This is a genomic window from Streptococcus mitis (assembly GCF_009496155.1).
Taxonomy (GTDB): Bacteria; Bacillota; Bacilli; order Lactobacillales; family Streptococcaceae; genus Streptococcus; species Streptococcus mitis_BQ.
This window is the reverse complement of the sequence record NZ_WIJP01000003.1, coordinates 104,334-124,119: the sequence shown is the minus strand read 5'-3', so window position 1 is coordinate 124,119 and position 19,786 is coordinate 104,334. Positions and strand designations below refer to the sequence as shown.

The following is a 19,786-nucleotide window of genomic DNA, read 5'->3' as shown; positions in this document are numbered from 1 at the left end:
ATTTTATTGTTCCTACTGAATTAAAAACAGGTATAGAAAAACGTGTTATATGGTTTATAGGTTTATATTTAATAAAAAGCACTACTAAACGCCAATAAAAAAAACCGTTATATGGTAGTGCTATTTACGCTGTTAAAATATTGTATATTACTTCCAAATGGCGGTTTGTTGGAGGTCAACGTCGCCATGAAGTACATCATATACAATAAATTTCCTTACATTGGGTTCTTGTCAAAAAAAGTCGTCTATCTGCAATAGATAAGTACGTCCACCAATGTGGTTTTATAAATCATATAGATAGAATAACAGAAGCATGTAAACAGAGAAATAAATCTGTTTATATGCTTTTTTGGCTATTCAGAACTTTTTTACAAAGTTTATTTATCAGTAATGCAACAAATCCCCCTTTCACATTGGGACTAAGAGTGAAAGGAGATAAACGAGCAAGGCTCACTTCCTTTCCTAGACAGAAAGGGGGTGAGAAACATGAAACCATCTTCTTTTCAGACCACAATAGAAAATCAGTTTGACTATATCTGTAAACGTGCTATGGAAGACGAGCGAAAGAATTATATGCTTTATCTTTCAAGGATTGCAAAGCGTGAGGTGTCCTTTTCGGATGTTGGCGATTATCTTGTTAGCCAGTTTGCGACAACAGATAACTATTCAACTGACTTTCAGATTTTTACACTCAATGGGTTATCAGTAGGCGTTGAAAATGATTTGTTGAGTGAAGCATTACGTGAGTTGCCAGACAAGAAACGTGAAATTCTACTGCTGTTTTACTTTATGGACATGAGCGATTCAGAAATTGCAGACCTGTTGAAATTGAACCGTTCTACTGTCTATCGGCATAGAACCAGTGGACTAGCCTTAATTAAAAAGTTTATGGAGGAATTTGAAGAATGAAAACACAATATCCTATGATTCCCTTTCCTCTCATTGTAAAGGCAACAGATGGCGATACCGAAGCGATTAACCAGATTCTACATCATTACAGAGGGTACATAACGAAGCGTTCCCTACGACTTATGAAAGATGAATATGGCAATCAAAGTATGGTCGTTGATGAAGTCTTACGTGGAAGAATGGAAACCAGACTGATTACAAAGATTTTGTCATTTGAAATTAAGTAATATCCTCTCTCCTTTCGTGGAAGCGTGCTAAACCATTCCACGCTTCCCGAACAGGGAGGTTTGTTATTCCACCAAAGCATATTGAGCTTTCAATGTGTTTTGATAGGCTAACGAGCCATTGTTCTTTGAAAACTGAATAAAAGTAATCGAATACGTTTCGATAAGAAAAGAGCCAACGGAACTAACCGCCATGACCTATCTTATAAAGATAGCGAGCGATTCATGTTAGTGATCCGAGAAGCAATCTTTAGCAGGATTGCCTGCAACGACATTCTTATCGTGATAATGATACTCCCATACAGTCAATAGTCCGAGCGTGATAAAACCGTCGCAGGCAATGAGTATGGCTACATGAGAACCATGCAGGGGTGGAACTCCCGTGAGCTTTGCTAAAGCTGTTCGATTGCTGGTAAAACAACTTTTATGAAATCCAAATAAGTGATTTGGAAAGGAGGATTTTATGAAGCAGACTGACATTCCTATTTGGGAACGTTATACCCTAACCATTGAAGAAGCGTCAAAATATTTTCGTATTGGCGAAAACAAGCTACGACGCTTGGCAGAGGAAAATAAAAATGCAAATTGGCTGATTATGAATGGCAATCGTATTCAGATTAAACGAAAACAATTTGAAAAAATTATAGATACATTGGACGCAATCTAGCGTCGCCAAAGGGTCTTGTATATGATAAAATAGTATTAAGTCGTATCAAGGCTCTTTCCATAAAGGAAAGGAGCAAATGCCATGTCAGAAAAAAGACGTGACAATAAAGGTCGAATCTTAAAGACTGGAGAGAGCCAACGAAAAGACGGAAGATACTTATACAAATATATAGATTCATTTGGAGAACCGCAATTTGTTTACTCGTGGAAACTTGTGGCTACAGACCGAGTACCAGCAGGAAAGCGTGATTGTATCTCACTTAGAGAGAAAATCGCAGAGTTACAGAAAGACATTCATGATGGTATTGATGTTGTAGGAAAGAAAATGACACTCTGCCAGCTTTACGCAAAACAGAACGCTCAAAGACCAAAGGTTAGAAAAAACACTGAAACTGGACGCAAATATCTTATGGATATTTTGAAGAAAGACAAGTTAGGTGTAAGAAGTATTGACAGTATTAAGCCATCAGACGCTAAAGAATGGGCTATTAGAATGAGTGAAAATGGTTATGCTTATCAAACCATCAATAACTACAAACGTTCTTTAAAGGCTTCATTCTATATTGCTATACAAGATGATTGTGTTCGGAAGAATCCATTTGACTTTCAACTGAAAGCAGTTCTTGATGATGATACTGTCCCTAAGACCGTACTAACAGAAGAACAGGAAGAAAAACTGTTAGCCTTTGCAAAAGCTGATAAAACCTACAGCAAAAATTATGATGAAATTCTGATACTCTTAAAAACAGGTCTTCGTATTTCAGAGTTTGGTGGTTTGACACTTCCAGATTTAGATTTTGAGAATCGTCTTGTCAATATAGACCATCAGCTATTGAGAGATACTGAAATTGGGTACTACATTGAAACACCAAAGACCAAAAGTGGCGAACGTCAAGTTCCTATGGTTGAAGAAGCCTATCAAGCATTTAAGCGAGTGTTAGCGAATCGAAAGAATGATAAGCGTGTTGAGATTGATGGATATAGTGATTTCCTCTTTCTTAATAGAAAGAACTATCCAAAAGTGGCAAGTGATTACAACGGCATGATGAAAGGTCTTGTTAAGAAATACAATAAGTATAACGAGGATAAATTGCCACACATCACTCCACATAGTTTGCGACATACATTCTGTACCAACTATGCAAATGCAGGAATGAATCCAAAGGCATTACAGTACATTATGGGACATGCTAATATAGCCATGACGCTGAACTATTACGCACATGCAACATTCGATTCTGCAATGGCAGAAATGAAACGCTTGAATAAAGAGAAGCAACAGGAGCGTCTTGTTGCTTAGTAGTACAAATGAATTTACTACTTATTTACCACTTCTGACAGCTAAGACATGAGGAAATATGCAAAGAAACGTGAAGTATCTTCCTACAGTAAAAATACTCGAAAGCACATAGAATAAGGCTTTACGAGCATTTAAGAAAATATAAAAAGATAATTAGAAATTTATACTTTGTTTGTCTAAAAAAGCAGCAAACTATAAACTAGTAGGTTCCACACCAAATGTAGACCCATACTTCCCCATAAGTCCGATTTATAGCGCACCATCCCTAAAAAGATCCCAAGTGAAACATATAAACACCAAGCTAGAATGGTTCCTGGATGATGTACTAAGGCAAATAAAACACTTGTCAAAGCAACTCGAATATCTAATTTTCTGACCAGGTTCCATAAAATTTCTCGATACAGAAATTCTTCAACCATACTCGCATTGATTAAGAACAATAAAAATGAAAACCAAGGAACCTGATGTTGAAGTCCAATTAAGTTTGCTTGATTCGTGGTTCCTTGAGCATGAATCAGACTAAAACATAGGCTTATAATCAGTAGGCTAACGAATCCAATACCAAGCCATTTCATCCTAGTTTTCATATTGACCTTGACCACTTGTTTTCGTTGGCCATACATCCATAAAAAAGAAATGAGCGACGCACAATAGAGAATCTGTAGTATGGTTAACTCACCAATACAAAGCAATTTCAGTAAGTATAGGGATACCAATAAGACATTTACTTGTTGGAATATATAAACTGGAATTATTCTTTTCATAGTTACCTCCGAAATAAATCTTCATAATCTAAATCTAATACCTGCACAATCCTTTCTACCCATGGACTTTGAGGCATTCGTTGTTCCATCTTGTAGTGGCGTATTTTTTGATACAAACGATTCAATTCACTTGGATAGTGAAACTCTCCCGCAAACATTTTTCTGGTTAACTCAATCCAGCTAATATTTCTTTCAGCCAAAATAATGGACAAGTTCTCCCAAAATCGTTCAGCCATATTGCTTCTCCTTTAACTAGATAAATAATGTGTTTGTGCCATGTAAATCAATTGTTTCGTATCTCTTGGCAATAGAGCTCTAGCCTCTTCCAAATTCAGATTTGGATAAACTCTCTTATTTGAAACCGCAAGAGGAAGCCTGATGCATAGTTCAGGATTTTTTAATATCATTTCAATGAAATCCGTTAATCTTAGATTGTCACGGTTCTTAAATCGTAATAAATTGGGAGATAGAAACTCAAAACAATCTGAAGAATAGCTCATCATCTCAATTAATTTATCCTTTGTCATTTCAGAAATCGAATGACAAGACACCTCGATGCCATACTTTTGAAAGAAATCCAAAAGAAGTTGATTTCTTTGGCTATTTTTACTTAGATAGAGATCAATCATGGGAGACCTCCCAAAGATTCGGTTCCATTTGATATTCTGAGACGATTAAGGAATCTAATGAATTTGAGAAGTTAATCGATTTCTTGTCTTCATCATAAGCTTTTACAGTTACTTGGGTTGTAAGTATTCCTTCTTTTCCCTCGGCTCGATAGCCTTGTCCATATAAAACAAAAACAAGATTCTGATTATCATCTACAAAGGCATCAACCCCATTCTTTATGTCTTGACTTTCAAGGAATTCCATAACGTTTTGAAGATAGGACTCGTAAAATAGTGGGTAGTTGTGTTTTTTATGGTAATCATCTAAAAATGTTACTTCAAACTCACATGGATAATTGGGCATCAAAAATAATTGTTCATCCAGCTGTTTGATTTCTGCATCATGTAATTCTGTTTCTAATTCATCACAATCTAGTATTGATTCTTTATTTAATGCTTTCATCTTTTTCCTCTATTTCTTTTAATTTCTTTGCGATCGCGGCAATCACAGGAACGGTTACACTATTACCAGCTTGTTTATAGAGCTGACTATTACTAGAGACTTTTCTCGCAGCTTCAAAAGCCCAATCAGGAAAGCCCTGCAAGCGAAAACACTCTTTAGGAGTGATTCGTCGTATCCTCAGACGGTAAAATTGTCCATCTATCAAGACACCAGCTACATGATAAACTTGTTTATCTTCTCCTTCATAGCTACCCACTACTCCCATTTGACCACTAGTTGTTAACGTATTCGCTATACCTTTTCCAACTCTACCACGCCGATACTGAGAACTTGGTCTTTCCAAATTGATTGAATCTCCAATCTCTGCTTGAGCGTATCCTTTTTTAGTTGCTTCCCTGACTTTTAAAAATTGGATTGGTTCTGGAATCAGTATTTTGGGAATTTTATCTCCTCCTTGCATCGTAGTCAGTGTTGGAGATAAGCCCTCACTTCCATAGACGCGACCGGTCTCCTTAAAGCTAGTGGGTAAATCTCCAACAACGACAATGCCATGACGATCCTGAGTATTTAAAGTAAACATCGGCTCTTGATTTTCCTTAAAGCGTCTACCATTTTGTCTCTTGTCTAATCTGTCTGGTGTCATACAAGGAATCGCAATCTTAAATCCTTCTCCTTTCCCACGAACTAAGGTTGGCGCAAGACCTTCTGAATAATAAACTTTACCGCTCATTCCACTTTTTGATGGATTCAAATTTCCTAATGTTTTTAAAATCTCAGAGTTAGTTGCTTGACCTTCTCGTCTGAAAGGAAATAAGAGTCTGGTACCTTTCTTTCTAGAATGTCCGATAATAAACACCCTCTCTCTGTTTTGGGGAACGCCAAAATCCTTACTGTTAAGCACCTGCCACTCAACATCAAACCCCAACTCATCAAGTGTGGTAAGGATTGTGGTGAACGTCCGTCCCTTATCGTGATTGAGTAGGCCTTTAACATTTTCAAGAAAAAGAAAACGTGGTTGGATTTGTTTGGCCGCCCGAGCAATTTCAAAGAACAAAGTTCCTCTAGTATCTTCAAATCCCAATCGTCTTCCTGCGATTGAAAATGCTTGACAAGGGAATCCCCCACAGATGATATCGACTTTCCCTCTAAGTTTTTTAAATTCATCATCTGAAACATTTCGTATGTCATGAAATTCTATTTCTCCTTCCGTTTGAAAAATGGATTTATAAGATTCTCTAGCAAATTTATCAATCTCACAAAATCCAATACACTCGTGTCCGACACTTTCCATTCCTAGTCGAAAACCACCGATACCTGAAAATAAATCAATAAATTTCATTTCTTGATTACCCCTTTCTGATCGACTATTAATGTCCAAAGAGTCAAACCACTTGAAATGAAAATGAGCATAACTAATATCCACTCGATTGGCGACATTTAACCACCTCCTTTTCTAACACGGTTATTCCAAACAGAGTACAAGCCGTTAAACACAAATTCAGCAAGTACTTCCGCACGTCTAACAAAGTGAACATTGTCAAGAGCATACTGATAGATTCTCTCAAAATCAGTCATAGCAATTTCACTGGCTGTTTCAGAAAAACCCTCTCGTCTAAATTGATCTTGTACCAATCCCCAAATATAATCTCGATCATATTTTGTGACCTTTTCTACTTTTCTTTTCAAAATATGTTGAGTATTCCTATCCTCCTCATCCTCAATAAATAATGAATCAGTCTCACTAACTTCAGTCTCACTAACTTCAGTCTCACTAGGGGCTGAATGTAAGACGGGGGCCGTTTCATTTTCAACCTGCCCTAGTCTTTTTTTAACACCAGGCCTGTCAGAATTAACTACTGGGGTAGAAGATAACTCCCCTAAATAAATCTTATTAGCTAGTCTTCCTTTCTCACTTGAAGACTGTTGGACTTCATCAATTAAGTCATATTCTTTAAGAATCTTTTTGATTGACAGTAATTTTGACTTCGAACAACCTAACAGTCTCATCAGTTTAGAATTAGAAAATACTAAATAAACCGCCCCTTCTTCATCTATCCAACCACGACTGAGAGATAATTCTAAACGATCTTTTAAAATAGAATAAGCCACCTTTACTTCTAGCTTCATATCCATATATTTCTCATCCTTAAAAAGAATTTTAGGTAATTTATAATACCGTTCTGAAGTTTGGTATTGATTTGCGGTAATTCGTTTCATAGCGCTCCTCCTAGTTCTTTGAGTATTAAATCTCCACTTGATTCCAATCGAACCAAGCCACTTTTTTCTAATTCAGCCATCAGAGAGATGGCTTCAACAATATCAATTCCCATTTCACGTACTAAAAATGAAATGACAATATAGCGTGATGATTGTAATTCTTTTGTCATTTTCCCTCCTGAAAATAAAAAAAGGAGAACAATATTCAATTGTTCTCCACGATAAATTTGTTAAAAAGAAAAACCCTGCCAAATTAATTTTTGGTAGGAAACTAAATTAATTTATCAGTTTCTAAAATGTGTTCACGATTCTAAAAGGCTGATACTATAGTATTCCGAATTCTAATTGGTATATGCCTCTTATTTAAGAGTAACTGGACTCTACTATATAAATAGGAAGAGATAAGATAAAAAACTTACCAAATAAGCCTTTATGCGTTATACCTTACATATAATTTATACCATAAAAACACAAAAGTTTACACCTTTTGCCCCTTTTTTGCCCCCTGTTTTTTTAAAAAACTTCATCAAAACTCTTGACATTCTCGGTATACCGTGATATAATGTAATCAAGATAAGGAAAGGGGGTGATGAAATTGAACAAAGAAGATTGGCTTAGGTTACTTGAAAAGGCAATAGACAATATTCCTGAAACAGTAACTGCTATCGCAAGTCTAGTGACCGCAATAACGGTCGCAAGGCAAAACAAAAAGCGTAAACCGAAATCCCGCAAAAGAAAAGGTAAACGCTAAGAGGTGGGGGCGAAAGCCCCTCACACCTCTATTTTATCAAATAGAAAGAGGAAATGCAATGGTCAGTGCAATAGCTATTTTTATAATTGCAATCAATGTATATATTTATCTAAAAAATAAAAAGGACAAATAGGATGAGGAAAGTTATTCAAGAATTGTTAGACAGTTCGATGTCTACATCTACTATTTCGCAAGGTGCTGGAGTTCCGTGGACTACCGTTTCTGACCTCAGAAAAGGAAAAACAAGCATGGACAAAATGGCACTTCTCACAGCGGAAAAACTTTATGAATTTGCTACAACTGATAAGCAGTGATTTCGGTCACTGTTTTTATTATTGCAAACAAAAAAACCGCAAGCCTGAGCCTGCGGTTGGTGTAATCTAATTTGAAAGTCTTTCTGTTTTTATTTCGTGGTAATTAAGCCGTCTGGCTCAACTGTAAATGCAGCCTTATCTGCCAAGCGACCATCTGGAAGAAGCAGATAGTATCCTCCATTGTAAGGTACGAATGTGTTCGATTTCATATCGCCATTGACGGCATCCAGGTAATACCATTTTTCATAGTATTTCACCCAGCCAGTCTGCATAGCGCCATCACGATTAAAGTAGTACCATAATCCACCAATTTTCTTCCAACCAGTAACCATAGCGCCACTAGTATCAAACCAATACCAATATCCATCGATATGTTTTAACCAGCGCTCAGCATACATATAGCCAAGAGAATCAAAATAATACCAAGTATCTGCAATCTTTTCAAATTTTGAAGTAGGATACGAGCCGTCTTTACGACGCCACCACCAACCAGTGTCATCATGCTTCCAGCCTGATTCATCCTCTTCAGGCGGCACGATATACCCCACAATCGAATCAACAGAGCGCTCGTTATATCGACAAGGACCACCGACTTCCAAGAAATCAGCGTTCCCGTCAATATTTTGCTCAATCGTCTTGATTGTAGATCCGTCAGAGTCCTCATAGACAAGACCAGTATGGCCATAATTCACTCCATCGCCTGCCACAAAGTTCTTAACGAAGAACCAACCAGCTTTTGGATATTGAGCGCCATATACGACTTGCAAGCCTGCTGATTCTGCAGACCGTAGCAAATCAATCGCATTTCCCCATAGACGAGTGCCGAAATACTCGTAGATTCCGTAGCACGTCACATCAGCACATTGATAGCCGTACATCTTATCATAGTCAACCCCAGTCCCTGCATCAGCGTGAGCCATGAGGTCGTTAATCATATCTTGTTTCTTAGACATTCGCATCATCTCCTTTCCAAGCGTCATTCATCTGCTTGACAGCTGACTCTACGAATGTATCAAGGTCTTTGTCAGTCATGCTGATGTTGTATTTTGTAAGCTCAGATCGGACTTTATCACGAGCTTGTTCTAGTTTTTCATCGCCCTTGTAGCCAGTCTCAGAGGCTACCTGCTCTACTGCATGTACGGCGTTTTTAGCTAGAATTTCAGCGATTTTTACAGCTTTTTCTCCACCCTCTTTGACGAGGTACTCCTTGAACGTTTTAACTGCGATAGCAAGCAAAATAATTGTAATGCTTACTGCTCCGTTTGCGATAATTTCACTAATTTGTTGCATGTGTTTTTCCTTTCTATTGTGGCAATGTTGTTGGCCATGGCTCGTCAGTTATATACGAGATGGCACTTACACGGATATCCCCAATGTCTCGGTCAGTTGGTACAGGGTTTAAAAACTGAAACCTTAAATGATTTTGGTCTGCATATCCTCCCAGATACCATGTACCATATATAATCCCATTGTCATTATATATGTTACCAATCAATGACGATGGACTTCTAAATCCTATAGGTATGCTATACCTAGGGACGATATAACAATTTCTTTCTCTATCTGACTCTTGAAGAATATAGCCTTGACCACCACGTCTTACAACCCCAAACCATCCCCATTGAAGCCCTCCAAATTGATAAGTAACTAGGTTATTAACCCGTCTTATTTTTACGAATGAGTCCCATAATTTTGAAGTGATATTCAACGTCCTCCAACCTGTGTCACCAATCAGTACACGCCAGCCTATGTTACCATTTCCGCTCTCTTTAATCCACTTAAGAGCCCCGTTAGTCACATTGACATCTACATAGGTTGTTCCAATTTCGGCTGTTATACGTCCTTCTGGTGAACCTGTGCCACGGATTTCATGGCCTACGTTGTCCGGTATCGGTAGAGTGACATTATTACCCCCGACAATGCCGATGGTATTTCCTGTCAAGGTCAGCTTTGGTTCAGGCTTTTGGTTCAGCGCCTTCACATCCCGACCGACCGCTTGAGCAAATTCCTCTAAATTGCTCATGACAATCACGCTTTCGCTGCGTTATAGGTTGCAACCAAGTCAAGATTGGCAAATTCGTCAATACGACGACCGAGGTCAGCCAGTTTTTGCACGACTGCGCCTTCAGTATCTCCACTCATTGCAGCAATCTTCTCAGCGATTTCTTTGAGTGTATTGAGGTTTTCAGGAACACCCTCGCCTAAAATATCGTTCTTAACTGCGGTTTTAGCTTGTTCAATCAATTGTGTGACTGTCGCATTGTCAATCTTGCCGTTAAGCAGTTGTTTCAATTCCTTGATGTCAACTCCGACCGCTTGTGCGAATGCCGTTAATTTTGTTGTGTCCATATTTCTACACCTTTCCTAAATTATAGTAAAAGAGCAAGTCAGGAAATTCCTGACTCACTATGCCATCACCACTTACAGTTTTTCCTGCAAGCTGCTTCTTGACTTCTTCAGCAATATCCAGCTCCTTAAGAGCATGAACTTCCTCTGTGACCAGATTCTTATCCGATTTTGTGATTTGGATTTGAGTCAAGGCATCACTGGGAAATACATACCCTGCAACAACTACCTCGATTTGATATGTGCCAGCAGGTAAAATCATGCCTAAATTGAAGGCGACTGCACCATTAGTCACGACTGCCGTCTTGCGTAATTGCTCCTGACCTCTCGTCAACGTGATAGATGCCTCTTGTCCTTCAAGCTGTGGAATAGGCTCATGATTTTCATCAAGCAAAGAAAAGGCAAATGTGGAAGCCACATCGCCTTGCTTGACTAGAAATCCACCGTCCACTTGTTCGAGATTGGTTGAATTAAGAACATAAGCCATTCTGCGCTCCTTTCTCGTCTTCAACTAAGATGTCGTCCCTAATCTGCAATGCTTCAAAATTGTTGTACAAGTGGTCAATGTAGCCATTGCCTCCAAGAGCTTTATAGCTTTTGTGCATATTTTCGACTACATAGAACTCATCCTTTGTGGTAAATCCACGTCGAATAGCTCTGCGAATATCACGATCAAGACGCATCCTCATCGTAACAAGGTGCGCCTCGTCGTGTAACTTCAGCTTCTCTTGAACTTCGTCAATTTTGGCGTTGCTGTCGCATGCAGTTTCTTGGACATCTTTGATTTTAACTTTAACATCATTCAACTCTGAAATGATTTGGTCTGTCTGTTCCTTGGATTTCTTTGGCATTTTATAGCCTAACCAAGCCACGACAATCGGCGTGGCAACTGGTAGCACGTTCATGAAGAAATGCTCTGTTGATTGTAAGACGTCCATAAAACACCTCTATTCCTTAGGCTCGTACTTCCATGCTGCGCCTGTTCCATCCATTTCAAGACGACCGTTACGAGCAAAGTCGCTGACAGATTCGCCATTGTAAGTAAATTCACGGTTAAGCTGAACCAAGACACGCTTACCTTCACCATTCACTTCAACGTGCGCTGGGTCTTCAATGGTAATCAAGTCATGAGCCATGTAATGCTTGCCAACCTCAGCAAGTGGAATCAACTCTACTAATTCCTTGTAGATAGTTCCATAAGCGATTGTCTTGCCTGCTACGGCATTTAAAACGACTGCATGGATGATTTTACCATAGCGGTCAGTTTCTTCTTGATTGTGCTTAACTGCTTCATCTGTCGCAGTCTGCTTCGCTTTAGTTTCAGCTAGTTGATGAGTTGCTTCTTCCAATTTAGCTTGTGTCTGAACGATTGCGCTCGCTGGGTCTAATTCAGCTTTTACAACATCAAGAACTGCCTGGATAAGCACTTCCTGACTTTCATGCGTGCGGTCACCACTTAACCCTGCTTGCTCATAGCTATAGCGTTGGCCATGTTCTTTCTTGATTGTAACAATCGTTACGTTTTCAGGTTGACGATAGTAAGGGGCATTTGCTAATTCGTAAGTTTGTGTCATGTTCTATTCTCCTTTTTGCATTTTTGCTTTTGTTTCTTCGAAAAGTTCTTTGAGTGCCTGGTCGTATTCCAAGACCTCGTTCATTACTTTTAACTCACTTGTTGCGAGTTGGTAGAACGACTCATTTTGAGCCGATTCTAACTCGCTTTTAGCTAGTTTAGTTGCTAGCGATTGTAACACTAGCTGATTGATTGCTTCATTCATGCTATTTTCTCCAATTTCTCCAATCGTTGATTTAATTCTTGAATTGCTTTGAGAGCCATCGTTGTCAATCTGAGATTGTCTAGATTCAGCGTGTCGCCATTTTCATAGACGAGTGTAGGATCCACTGCTTGAACCTCTTGAGCAATCAAACCAATCTTCGTGTGTGCTTGTCGTGGTCTGTCGTCTTGCTTCTTCCAGTCATATTCCTTGAACTGGAATTGCTGGATATAATCAAGAGCCTTGTGCTTACAGTCAACAATATTCTCCTTCAAACGGCTGTCCGAAAAAGTTTGTTTTATAATAGCCCACAAGCCATATGCAGTACCATTATATGTGTAGTAAATGTCGTTTGGTGCGTAATCTAACGCAACGGTCGACTGCCAGAACCCTAATTTTCCTGTTGTCACACTTCCTACTTTGCCTTTGCCTGTTTTCAGCCAACCTATTCCTTTAGTATTGATGTAACCTCGTACAGTCATAACAAACTCATCTGTATCGAGAGCAGTACCCCCTCGTGTTATATCATCGTCTCTGTAAACGAATAATCCATAAGGGACATTTTCCCCACGACCATAAGATCCGATGAACTGGACACCCAATCCATCCTTTGAGTTGATTGCACTAGGCACATTTATCTGCAAGCCTCCATTAACAGTATCAAGTGAGCCATACTCACCAATATTAATCCTCGTATGCCCTGTCAGTGTAGTACCTGATATGGTCCCTCCGTAGATTCTATCTCCGCTTAGCGTTCCTGTTGTTATTTGACTCGCATCAATCGAAATACTTCTAACACGATTAATGAAAGCCTGTTTCGCAAATAACAGACTTAAATAAGCTTCATTTGCTACAAGTTTATTAAATAAGGCTTGGTCTACTCTCAATTTGTCAGCGGTCACTGCCTCAGCATCTAATATCGTAGTCGTGACTGAACCTGCTTCAAAGTTAGCGGTCTTTAACTTGTCGACCATAGCAGACTTGATGACTGCTTTGTCAATCAGAGTCTCGCCTGTGATATGAGTCAGTTTACCAGCGATACGATTTTGACCATTAGCGCCCAGATTGATTCCTGAAATCAAATCGCCTGCACTATTGATATTCCGAACCGACCACGAGCCAGCGATTTGTCTTTGAACTGTTTTTAGGACTTCATTCTTAGATACCTCAACCTGAAACAACTGACTCGTCAGAGCCATGCGAGCGACCTTATTCGAAATGTCATTCTCGTTGCTACCGATAATGCGCTCATATAGCTGGCTTGTCTCTCGAACTCGCTGGAAATCCGTCTGGTTAGTCTTTCCAGCTATCTGAGAGGTAAGGTTTGCAAATCGGCCATCGACCGTCTGCTTGTACTGAGAGATTTTTGTAGCCATGTCATTGTTCGTCTGCGTGCTTATCGCACTAAATCGACGTTCAAGACCTCTCACATCCTCTTGATAAGCTGATTTCCCAACGTAATCTCTGGATATCTGCTCACGTACGGCGCTGACTTGACGAGCGCTCTCGTCTCGTGCATAACGTTGCAAGCTCTCTTGTCGCTGACCGTCCTTGCTGATGTAGGTCTCAACCGCGCCCATTTTAGTAAACAGACCATCTGCAGTGCTTTTAACTTCATTTAACTTAGTGCCGTACTGAGTCTTGAACGACTCAATCTGCTCAATAACAGTCTGTGATGATGACTTTAGATTATCAAGTTGAGTCTTCGCTCGCTCGCTAATATTCTTAGCTTCCTGAGCGAGTGATGCATTGGCACTAGACTGACGAAGGGCCTCTTCTGCCTTTCGTCTAGCTTCATTGATTGCTGCATTATCGAACGACTGGAACTTCTTGTCGATTTCGCTTGAGATATCTTGCTTGACTTCTTCGGCCTTGGCCTTGGCAAGTTCGAATTGTTCATTAAAATCTTTTTTGATTTTTGCGACTTTTTGGTCGAAACCTTTATCCGCTTCTTCGATTTGATTTTGGATTTGTTTTTCAAATTCGTTGAATTGCACAATCTTCTTCGTTATGCTTCCTGCATATGAATACTGCGCATCATTACCAGCTTTACTGTCTGCACTAATTCGACCACGCAGACCGCCCTTAAATGTGAATGATTGACTTAATATTGGCGATTTGAACGTCTCACCCGTGTTCGTCTTGATAGTCACCCATTCTCCCACATTAAGTAAGAGATGGCCTTGGTAGTTCAAGTTAAATGGATAGTATCGAATATCCTTGATTTTGTGATAAAGATTGTCCAAAATCGATTGAGTCATGAATAAATTATCCAATTCCAATGAGCGACCAGTACGCAATCCGACCGTGAGTGTTTCTTTATCCTTTTTGCAAGAAATACCAGCTATCTGATACTGAATCTCGCTCTTGGTCAATCCGTGCATAAAGTAGCTATCTGCTGTAATTGTGATACCCGAGTCAGTCAGTTCCTTGATTTCGAGTTTACCCTCTCGATTAAAAAAACAAGACATCCCGAGCATTTGAGAAGCAAGACTCAAAATATCTCTGAATGTCATTTTTTTATTTTTGGGAATCTGATCGATTCTGTAATTCATGGATGCAATGTCCATGTATTCATTTGCTAATGTAATACCTGTTTTTAGACAAATCTCTTTGATTACATGCCTGATTTCAGCTGGATAAGTCAAGTCCGTTACATGTTCACGGTTAAGCTTGAACATCCCGTCCATTAAATCAAGCTTGGTCGTTTTACGATTGCGGTCAATCTCAATATCGTTAATGAAATATTCACCCATTTTGACCCATTCGTAGGCTCCGTCTACTAAAAGGCCGATTTCAGGGTAAATCCTATCTAATTTATTGAAAGTAGTGATGATTCTTGTGAACATGATTTTACCGCTGCCTGCACATGTTCCGCCTGGCTTATAAGTGTCACCCTTGATATAGCCATAATCAAAACTTGCTTCTTTGATGTCACTAGATTGGTAATTGCCGACTCTAATAGCAAGAGTACGGTTCTTAGCAAACATAGCTTCATTGAATTTTTGTCGTCTGAATATATCCATGCTCTAACCTACCTTTCTATCAGATTAAATTTGACGCCAGACCAAGGTTTAAACTTCTCGGTGAAGGTATAGCTTGGAGCCGTCCTATCACTGACGTAGAAAGTCCCTGTTGTTTGACCTCTTACTGGATCAGGATAAGATACCTCAAAAAAGACCGCTGACACAGCATTTAAAAGCTGACTTATTTCTTCCTGAGTCAGCATACCCCATTCACAGTCTAATTTTCTCTTAATCGTGATACGGTCACGCACCATGTCACCGTTCGCATTGCGCCCAGTCTCTCCATCGATATCTTGAATACCTACTCGAAAAAATTTGGGAGGCTTAACAGCCACCCCATTAATAATTAAGCGTGCCATTTTACCTCCCTCTAAATGTTAAGCAAGACTTGTCCTGCACGTTCTTGTTCTCGATTGATTTCTTGGATGGCCACACGCCCCAATTCGTGTCCACCAATCATGATGACGATGTCACCACTACCGCTGAAGCCTCCGGATTGTGGCAATCCACCGCCCAAGGCATTGACTACCGCACCACCTACTACGCGCCCCATAGTTTGCAAGAATCCAGTATTTTCAAGAGGCATAACGACCTCTTTACCAGCTTCACCAATCATGGCTACAGTCGGACTATCAACAATACCACCACGGGCAAGACGAGGAAGGCTAACGTATCCAACGCTACCGACCCATCCTAATCCTGGAAGACCTCTGACAGTATCCAAAACTCCGTTAATCATGCCAATAAAACCATTGACTACGTTCTCGATAGTGCCAAGAACCGCATTGACTGCACTTCTGAAAGCCCCGCCTACAGCACTACCAACCTTTTGTCCAGCGTTAACAAAGATACTTTGAACCGTTGACCAAACACCGCTGAAGAAGCCACCAATTGAACTAAACGCATTCTTGAGTGCATTATAAGCGCTAGTGAACATATTTCCGAACCAAGCGGAAACGTTTGCAAGAGCACTTGTAACATCGTTCCATCTTTCGCCAAACCAAGAACCTAGTTTGCTAAAGATATTGGTTAGACCAGTCCATGCTTTTTGGAACATGTCCGTAAACCATGCCCCGATGTTAGCCAACGCATTAGTCACATCAGCCCAACGTTGTCCGAACCATGAGCCGATTGGTGTGAAGATATTAACGATAGCGTCCCATGCGCCTTGGAATACACCAGAAAACCACTCTCCGATACCAGAGAAGATGTTTACAATTGCGTCCCAACCTTCTTGGAATTTTTCGCTAAACCATTGACCTATTGGCTCAAAGATTTCTTGTAGTTTCGTCCATAGACCACTGAAAAAATCGCCAATTGCTTGACAAATACCACTGATAAAATCAGATAGTCCTTGCCATGCAGTTTTAGCGAACTCGACAACAGTGTCCCAGTTTTGGTAGAGTAAGACACCTACACCAATTAAAGCTGCAATAGCAGCAATAACTAAGGTTATCGGACTAGTCAAGACTGCAATAGCTCCATTGAGCGCCCACGTTGCAGCTGCTGCAATTCCTGCTGCAATCGATTGAGCGATTTCTGCCGCTGCTGCAAGCCCCATTTGTGCTGCATGAACACCCCAAGCTAGTGCTGATTTACCGAGTTCTAGAGCAGTTTTTCCTAATTGAGCTATCAATTTACCTGAATTGACTACAAAATCTTTTGCATACAACGCATTCAAATAGATGGTTTCTCCGAAGCTGACCAATTTATCAAATGTCAAAGCTTTCAAAGCTAGTCCTAGGCTTTTAATCCCGCTAACAATAAATGAAACCTTGCCACTTAATAGTTCGAATGCCCCTGCAAGTCCTCCAGCTTGTTCTGCCCACGCCAAGAATTTAATCCCCTGCCATGCAGTTGCAAGCGTACCAATCACATTAGCAATTACAGAGATAATCTCTTTATTTTCTTTGCACCAGTCAGAAAAAGCAGTAAAACCATCAGCTACAAGTTTAATTGTATCAGCTAGTAACTTCAATGCCTCTAGTATGATACCGCCTAGTAAATCAGCGACAGTTTCAATACTGATGCCGAACGTATTAGACAAGAACTCTGCAAAAGGCTTCCAACTTCCTTCCCAAAGAATTTGAATAATGTCGATTAGTCCGTTAAAAGCATTAGCAATAGAGTCAATAGCAGGGGCTACATGTTCATCGTAGACACTACTTAATCCATCACCGAACTTATCAACAACACTCTCAATAGTTTCAAATACTGGAGCTACAATGTCTAAAAGACTTTGAAGCATCGATGAAATTTTAGGAGCACTCGTCACAACGACTTTTTCAAAACCTTTAAACAAACTTCCTGATAATTTACTACCGACTTCAACAATGGTAGATGTCAAGCTTAATAGAGTTGACACAATAGCACTACCTATACGAACCGCACCAGTTGAAGTAATGACGTCGTAGAAAGCACTAGAAAAGGCCTGAGCGATATTCCCTACGGCCCCTGCAATGTTACCAATATTGTCAAACAAAGCGACTAGCGCCCTGATAATACGTTCTTTCTGCCTTTCGAGACCGTTAGCGATACTTTCAGTAAGAAGTACACCGATGCCGACTCCAATAGTCGCTAACGAACCTGCGATTTGTCCCAAAGCATAAGCGATTTTTTCGGTCATGCGATTAAAGGCATTTACAACTCTTGGATCAGTAGCTATTTCTTCAAGAGTTTTCTTGATTCGTTCTAAAGCAGCTTTGATACGTTCTAAACCTTCTGGTCTAAACGCTGCATCAAAACCTTTTTTAAAGAGGTCAAACAACCCTTTTAGCTTATCTCCGAGGCCGTCGAAAATGCTCTTGAACTGGTTGCCCATGTCGGTCAACTCGACTTCTGGCAAGATGTCTTTGAAAGGTCCGCCACCGCCTCCCTTTCCTTTACCACCTTTGCCACCGCCTCCTCCGCCACCAGAACCGCCTGCATCGTCGTCTTTTGGTTTTTGCAAGATGTTAATCTCATCAAATCCCAATAGACCAAGCAATTCTTTAGCAGCTTTCTTAGCGTTTTTGGCTGAGTCTCCAAGATTATCAGCAAGTCCTCCAGCCGAATCTCCAGCGTCATCAACAGCGTCAGCAAGGTCTCCTGCTCCGCCTGCAGCATCTTTCATGGCGTTACCCATGTCTCCGACTGCTCCACCAACTCCGTCTTTTACCGTAGCTTTCTTGTTGAACATCAAAGCAATAAACTCAGCGAGTTTAGCCGTCACATTCTTCAATACCATAGCAAAAGAGTTCAAAACAGGCATAATGGCATTTATAATCGGTAACATAGAGTTACCAAGGTTCAATGCTGCGTCCTTCATCAGAGACTTAAATAGACTGATACTACCGTTGACTGAGTTGGATAAGGTATCACCGTACTTGGCAGTAGCCTGTTCCATAATAGCCATAAGGCGGATTTGTTGCTGGGTTTGGTAGTCCAACTGTTGCCAACTTTGTCCGTTAGCAAAACGTTTAAAGGCTTCAGTAGACTCAATCATAGCCACATTAACGTTGATTCCTAGGTCTTCAATCGCTTCGGTGTTTCCTAGCAAACCTGAGCGAATACGCTCCATAACGTCTGTAATGCTACGACCTGAACCTTCAGCAACAACTGCCGATGTCTGCAACATTTTAGCTGTATAAGCGCTTAGCTTATCCGTATCTTTAATAAATCCAGAAAATAGGTTTGAGTAGACTGCACCGTAGTTGGTTGCCTCACCCACACCCATATTCATAGCGTTGGCGTTGTCGTTAACCCATTTTAAGAAAGATTGCGAGCTCTCACCCATCTGGCGCTTGATTTGGTTCATAGACGCTGACACTTCAAGAGCTGTCTGCGCTGAATACATCCCAACATCAAGCAATTTCTTACCAAGGATTGCAAAACCAGCGAATTTAGCCAGCTTGCCAAACGCACTACCGATAGAGTTCGACTGTTCACGAACTTTGGCAGTGGCATTCTTTACTTGGTCAGATGTCTCCTTGACCTGATTCTCGACTTCTTTCATCTTCTTCCTGAAAGGCGCTATCTCAGCGTCAATCATGACTTTCAATTCGTCAAGAGTTGCCATTCATTTCCTCCTTCCTTTTTCGATTGTGTCTCTCTGCAAATTCACGCATCCGTTCCTTATGTAACAAAAGCGCTTGTCTCTGTCGTTCCTGTTCTACCGCTTGCTGTTCTTCCACAAACAATTCAGGCGCATACTCCCAGAACTCAAAGACCTTAGCATCTTTGGATAACAATAAAGAAACGTGATTGGAAATCATCTGAGACAGTCTGTATGAGTCAATAATCTTTTCTTTACGCTCTTGGGTTTTAACACGGTTGTAGCTTTCAATCATTTCCCTGATTTCAAGCACCGTTAAATCCCAAAAATCAAGAGGCTTACCCCCAATGTCCAAAAACATAGGATAAAGCCTCTCAATAATCTGCGTTA

Annotated in this window: 26 protein-coding genes; 6 read left to right on the top strand and 20 right to left on the bottom strand. The window is 40.2% G+C overall.

Annotated features, from left to right (window positions below; all coding sequences use genetic code 11):
• The first annotated feature begins 486 nt into the window (after nucleotides 1-486).
• Nucleotides 487-909: a sigma-70 family RNA polymerase sigma factor gene (locus GEZ84_RS02830; protein ID WP_000804885.1), complete on the top strand. Its 423-nt coding sequence runs from the start codon at nucleotides 487-489 to the stop codon at nucleotides 907-909.
• Nucleotides 906-1,136, top strand: coding sequence for a helix-turn-helix domain-containing protein (locus GEZ84_RS02825; RefSeq protein WP_000857133.1), 231 nt, complete (start codon nucleotides 906-908; stop codon nucleotides 1,134-1,136). Before GEZ84_RS02830 ends, GEZ84_RS02825 begins: the two co-directional genes overlap by 4 nt.
• A gap of 225 nt (nucleotides 1,137-1,361) precedes the next feature.
• Here GEZ84_RS02825 and GEZ84_RS10795 read toward each other — a convergent pair whose 3' ends face one another.
• A complete protein-coding gene (locus GEZ84_RS10795) occupies nucleotides 1,362-1,613 on the bottom strand; it encodes a hypothetical protein (protein ID WP_001845478.1) in 252 nt (83 codons plus the stop codon).
• On the opposite strand from GEZ84_RS10795, the gene GEZ84_RS02815 reads away from it, so the two are divergent.
• Both GEZ84_RS02815 and GEZ84_RS02810 read left to right on the top strand, forming a co-directional pair.
• Nucleotides 1,597-1,800, top strand: a complete 204-nt coding sequence (locus tag GEZ84_RS02815) for an excisionase (RefSeq protein WP_000814511.1) — start codon at nucleotides 1,597-1,599, stop codon at nucleotides 1,798-1,800. The two genes, GEZ84_RS10795 and GEZ84_RS02815, sit on opposite strands and share 17 nt — an antisense overlap.
• Before the next feature lie 81 nt (nucleotides 1,801-1,881).
• The gene (locus GEZ84_RS02810) at nucleotides 1,882-3,099 is read left to right on the top strand and encodes a tyrosine-type recombinase/integrase (RefSeq protein WP_001291561.1); all 1,218 of its coding nucleotides are present in this window, start codon (nucleotides 1,882-1,884) and stop codon (nucleotides 3,097-3,099) included.
• 176 nt (nucleotides 3,100-3,275) lie between these two features.
• Here the strand turns inward: GEZ84_RS02810 and GEZ84_RS02805 are convergent, their stop codons facing one another.
• The 7 genes from GEZ84_RS02805 to GEZ84_RS02775 all read right to left on the bottom strand — a co-directional run bounded on the left by GEZ84_RS02805 (nucleotide 3,276) and on the right by GEZ84_RS02775 (nucleotide 7,321).
• The gene (locus tag GEZ84_RS02805; RefSeq protein WP_000821303.1) at nucleotides 3,276-3,863 is read right to left on the bottom strand and encodes a CPBP family intramembrane glutamic endopeptidase; all 588 of its coding nucleotides are present in this window, start codon (nucleotides 3,861-3,863) and stop codon (nucleotides 3,276-3,278) included.
• A 2-nt stretch (nucleotides 3,864-3,865) separates the two neighbouring features.
• Complete coding sequence (locus tag GEZ84_RS02800; protein ID WP_000840776.1) at nucleotides 3,866-4,099, bottom strand: hypothetical protein; 234 nt, start codon at nucleotides 4,097-4,099, stop codon at nucleotides 3,866-3,868.
• Nucleotides 4,100-4,111: 12 nt separating this feature from the next.
• Nucleotides 4,112-4,492: an arsenate reductase family protein gene (locus GEZ84_RS02795; protein ID WP_000566534.1), complete on the bottom strand. Its 381-nt coding sequence runs from the start codon at nucleotides 4,490-4,492 to the stop codon at nucleotides 4,112-4,114.
• Nucleotides 4,485-4,934, bottom strand: a complete 450-nt coding sequence (locus tag GEZ84_RS02790; RefSeq protein WP_000645892.1) for a hypothetical protein — start codon at nucleotides 4,932-4,934, stop codon at nucleotides 4,485-4,487. The genes GEZ84_RS02795 and GEZ84_RS02790 overlap by 8 nt, the downstream gene beginning before the upstream one ends.
• Complete coding sequence (dcm, locus tag GEZ84_RS02785) at nucleotides 4,918-6,273, bottom strand: DNA (cytosine-5-)-methyltransferase (RefSeq protein ID WP_000668587.1); 1,356 nt, start codon at nucleotides 6,271-6,273, stop codon at nucleotides 4,918-4,920. The genes GEZ84_RS02790 and dcm overlap by 17 nt, the downstream gene beginning before the upstream one ends.
• Nucleotides 6,274-6,371: 98 nt before the next feature.
• On the bottom strand, nucleotides 6,372-7,151 hold the full coding sequence (locus tag GEZ84_RS02780; RefSeq protein ID WP_153223429.1) for a replication initiator protein A: 780 nt from the start codon (nucleotides 7,149-7,151) through the stop codon (nucleotides 6,372-6,374).
• Complete coding sequence (locus GEZ84_RS02775) at nucleotides 7,148-7,321, bottom strand: hypothetical protein (protein ID WP_000159607.1); 174 nt, start codon at nucleotides 7,319-7,321, stop codon at nucleotides 7,148-7,150. The genes GEZ84_RS02780 and GEZ84_RS02775 overlap by 4 nt, the downstream gene beginning before the upstream one ends.
• A 425-nt stretch (nucleotides 7,322-7,746) precedes the next feature.
• On the opposite strand from GEZ84_RS02775, the gene GEZ84_RS10675 reads away from it, so the two are divergent.
• Together GEZ84_RS10675 and GEZ84_RS02770 are read left to right on the top strand one after the other, a co-directional pair.
• Nucleotides 7,747-7,902: a hypothetical protein gene (locus GEZ84_RS10675; RefSeq protein ID WP_194252013.1), complete on the top strand. Its 156-nt coding sequence runs from the start codon at nucleotides 7,747-7,749 to the stop codon at nucleotides 7,900-7,902.
• A 134-nt stretch (nucleotides 7,903-8,036) separates the two neighbouring features.
• Entirely contained in the window at nucleotides 8,037-8,216 is a 180-nt protein-coding gene (locus tag GEZ84_RS02770; protein WP_001233346.1) for a hypothetical protein, read from the top strand.
• A gap of 89 nt (nucleotides 8,217-8,305) precedes the next feature.
• Here the strand turns inward: GEZ84_RS02770 and GEZ84_RS11045 are convergent, their stop codons facing one another.
• Genes GEZ84_RS11045 through GEZ84_RS02710 form a run of 12 tightly spaced genes read right to left on the bottom strand, consistent with a single transcriptional unit; the run spans nucleotide 8,306 to nucleotide 19,757 of the window.
• Nucleotides 8,306-9,169 (bottom strand): CHAP domain-containing protein, encoded by an 864-nt coding sequence (locus GEZ84_RS11045; RefSeq protein WP_153223426.1) that lies wholly within the window; start codon nucleotides 9,167-9,169, stop codon nucleotides 8,306-8,308.
• A complete protein-coding gene (locus tag GEZ84_RS02760) occupies nucleotides 9,162-9,506 on the bottom strand; it encodes a phage holin (protein ID WP_153223425.1) in 345 nt (114 codons plus the stop codon). Before GEZ84_RS02760 ends, GEZ84_RS11045 begins: the two co-directional genes overlap by 8 nt.
• A 13-nt stretch (nucleotides 9,507-9,519) precedes the next feature.
• Nucleotides 9,520-10,248, bottom strand: a complete 729-nt coding sequence (locus tag GEZ84_RS02755) for a hypothetical protein (protein WP_228113008.1) — start codon at nucleotides 10,246-10,248, stop codon at nucleotides 9,520-9,522.
• Nucleotides 10,245-10,565 (bottom strand): hypothetical protein, encoded by a 321-nt coding sequence (locus GEZ84_RS02750; RefSeq protein WP_153223422.1) that lies wholly within the window; start codon nucleotides 10,563-10,565, stop codon nucleotides 10,245-10,247. Before GEZ84_RS02750 ends, GEZ84_RS02755 begins: the two co-directional genes overlap by 4 nt.
• A 4-nt stretch (nucleotides 10,566-10,569) precedes the next feature.
• Nucleotides 10,570-11,049: a hypothetical protein gene (locus GEZ84_RS02745; protein WP_153223420.1), complete on the bottom strand. Its 480-nt coding sequence runs from the start codon at nucleotides 11,047-11,049 to the stop codon at nucleotides 10,570-10,572.
• Nucleotides 11,033-11,500, bottom strand: coding sequence for a hypothetical protein (locus tag GEZ84_RS02740; protein WP_124788523.1), 468 nt, complete (start codon nucleotides 11,498-11,500; stop codon nucleotides 11,033-11,035). Before GEZ84_RS02740 ends, GEZ84_RS02745 begins: the two co-directional genes overlap by 17 nt.
• 9 nt (nucleotides 11,501-11,509) lie before the next feature.
• A complete protein-coding gene (locus GEZ84_RS02735; protein ID WP_153223418.1) occupies nucleotides 11,510-12,136 on the bottom strand; it encodes a hypothetical protein in 627 nt (208 codons plus the stop codon).
• A gap of 3 nt (nucleotides 12,137-12,139) precedes the next feature.
• A complete protein-coding gene (locus GEZ84_RS02730) occupies nucleotides 12,140-12,340 on the bottom strand; it encodes a hypothetical protein (RefSeq protein WP_153223416.1) in 201 nt (66 codons plus the stop codon).
• Nucleotides 12,337-15,363: a tail fiber domain-containing protein gene (locus GEZ84_RS02725; RefSeq protein ID WP_153223414.1), complete on the bottom strand. Its 3,027-nt coding sequence runs from the start codon at nucleotides 15,361-15,363 to the stop codon at nucleotides 12,337-12,339. The genes GEZ84_RS02730 and GEZ84_RS02725 overlap by 4 nt, the downstream gene beginning before the upstream one ends.
• 8 nt (nucleotides 15,364-15,371) lie before the next feature.
• Complete coding sequence (locus GEZ84_RS02720) at nucleotides 15,372-15,722, bottom strand: DUF6711 family protein (protein WP_153223412.1); 351 nt, start codon at nucleotides 15,720-15,722, stop codon at nucleotides 15,372-15,374.
• Between the two features lie 11 nt (nucleotides 15,723-15,733).
• Nucleotides 15,734-19,420 (bottom strand): phage tail protein, encoded by a 3,687-nt coding sequence (locus GEZ84_RS02715; protein ID WP_153223410.1) that lies wholly within the window; start codon nucleotides 19,418-19,420, stop codon nucleotides 15,734-15,736.
• Entirely contained in the window at nucleotides 19,407-19,757 is a 351-nt protein-coding gene (locus tag GEZ84_RS02710; protein WP_153223409.1) for a hypothetical protein, read from the bottom strand. The genes GEZ84_RS02715 and GEZ84_RS02710 overlap by 14 nt, the downstream gene beginning before the upstream one ends.
• Nucleotides 19,758-19,786: the final 29 nt, after the last annotated feature.

Excerpts from the sequence above, each read along its gene's own strand:
- GEZ84_RS02725 (WP_153223414.1), bottom strand. The coding sequence starts at position 15,363 with ATGGATATATTCAGACGACAAAAATTCAATGAAGCTATGTTTGCTAAG.
- GEZ84_RS02795 (WP_000566534.1), bottom strand. The coding sequence starts at position 4,492 with ATGATTGATCTCTATCTAAGTAAAAATAGCCAAAGAAATCAACTTCTT.
- dcm (WP_000668587.1), bottom strand. The coding sequence starts at position 6,273 with ATGAAATTTATTGATTTATTTTCAGGTATCGGTGGTTTTCGACTAGGA.
- GEZ84_RS02790 (WP_000645892.1), bottom strand. The coding sequence starts at position 4,934 with ATGAAAGCATTAAATAAAGAATCAATACTAGATTGTGATGAATTAGAA.
- GEZ84_RS02825 (WP_000857133.1), top strand. The coding sequence starts at position 906 with ATGAAAACACAATATCCTATGATTCCCTTTCCTCTCATTGTAAAGGCA.
- GEZ84_RS02735 (WP_153223418.1), bottom strand. The coding sequence starts at position 12,136 with ATGACACAAACTTACGAATTAGCAAATGCCCCTTACTATCGTCAACCT.
- GEZ84_RS02715 (WP_153223410.1), bottom strand. The coding sequence starts at position 19,420 with ATGGCAACTCTTGACGAATTGAAAGTCATGATTGACGCTGAGATAGCG.
- GEZ84_RS02805 (WP_000821303.1), bottom strand. The coding sequence starts at position 3,863 with ATGAAAAGAATAATTCCAGTTTATATATTCCAACAAGTAAATGTCTTA.
- GEZ84_RS02740 (WP_124788523.1), bottom strand. The coding sequence starts at position 11,500 with ATGGACGTCTTACAATCAACAGAGCATTTCTTCATGAACGTGCTACCA.
- GEZ84_RS02815 (WP_000814511.1), top strand. The coding sequence starts at position 1,597 with ATGAAGCAGACTGACATTCCTATTTGGGAACGTTATACCCTAACCATT.
- GEZ84_RS02780 (WP_153223429.1), bottom strand. The coding sequence starts at position 7,151 with ATGAAACGAATTACCGCAAATCAATACCAAACTTCAGAACGGTATTAT.
- GEZ84_RS02800 (WP_000840776.1), bottom strand. The coding sequence starts at position 4,099 with ATGGCTGAACGATTTTGGGAGAACTTGTCCATTATTTTGGCTGAAAGA.
- GEZ84_RS11045 (WP_153223426.1), bottom strand. The coding sequence starts at position 9,169 with ATGTCTAAGAAACAAGATATGATTAACGACCTCATGGCTCACGCTGAT.
- GEZ84_RS02810 (WP_001291561.1), top strand. The coding sequence starts at position 1,882 with ATGTCAGAAAAAAGACGTGACAATAAAGGTCGAATCTTAAAGACTGGA.
- GEZ84_RS02830 (WP_000804885.1), top strand. The coding sequence starts at position 487 with ATGAAACCATCTTCTTTTCAGACCACAATAGAAAATCAGTTTGACTAT.
- GEZ84_RS02710 (WP_153223409.1), bottom strand. The coding sequence starts at position 19,757 with ATGTTTTTGGACATTGGGGGTAAGCCTCTTGATTTTTGGGATTTAACG.
- GEZ84_RS02745 (WP_153223420.1), bottom strand. The coding sequence starts at position 11,049 with ATGGCTTATGTTCTTAATTCAACCAATCTCGAACAAGTGGACGGTGGA.
- GEZ84_RS02770 (WP_001233346.1), top strand. The coding sequence starts at position 8,037 with ATGAGGAAAGTTATTCAAGAATTGTTAGACAGTTCGATGTCTACATCT.
- GEZ84_RS02750 (WP_153223422.1), bottom strand. The coding sequence starts at position 10,565 with ATGGACACAACAAAATTAACGGCATTCGCACAAGCGGTCGGAGTTGAC.
- GEZ84_RS02720 (WP_153223412.1), bottom strand. The coding sequence starts at position 15,722 with ATGGCACGCTTAATTATTAATGGGGTGGCTGTTAAGCCTCCCAAATTT.
- GEZ84_RS10795 (WP_001845478.1), bottom strand. The coding sequence starts at position 1,613 with ATGTCAGTCTGCTTCATAAAATCCTCCTTTCCAAATCACTTATTTGGA.
- GEZ84_RS02730 (WP_153223416.1), bottom strand. The coding sequence starts at position 12,340 with ATGAATGAAGCAATCAATCAGCTAGTGTTACAATCGCTAGCAACTAAA.
- GEZ84_RS02775 (WP_000159607.1), bottom strand. The coding sequence starts at position 7,321 with ATGACAAAAGAATTACAATCATCACGCTATATTGTCATTTCATTTTTA.
- GEZ84_RS02760 (WP_153223425.1), bottom strand. The coding sequence starts at position 9,506 with ATGCAACAAATTAGTGAAATTATCGCAAACGGAGCAGTAAGCATTACA.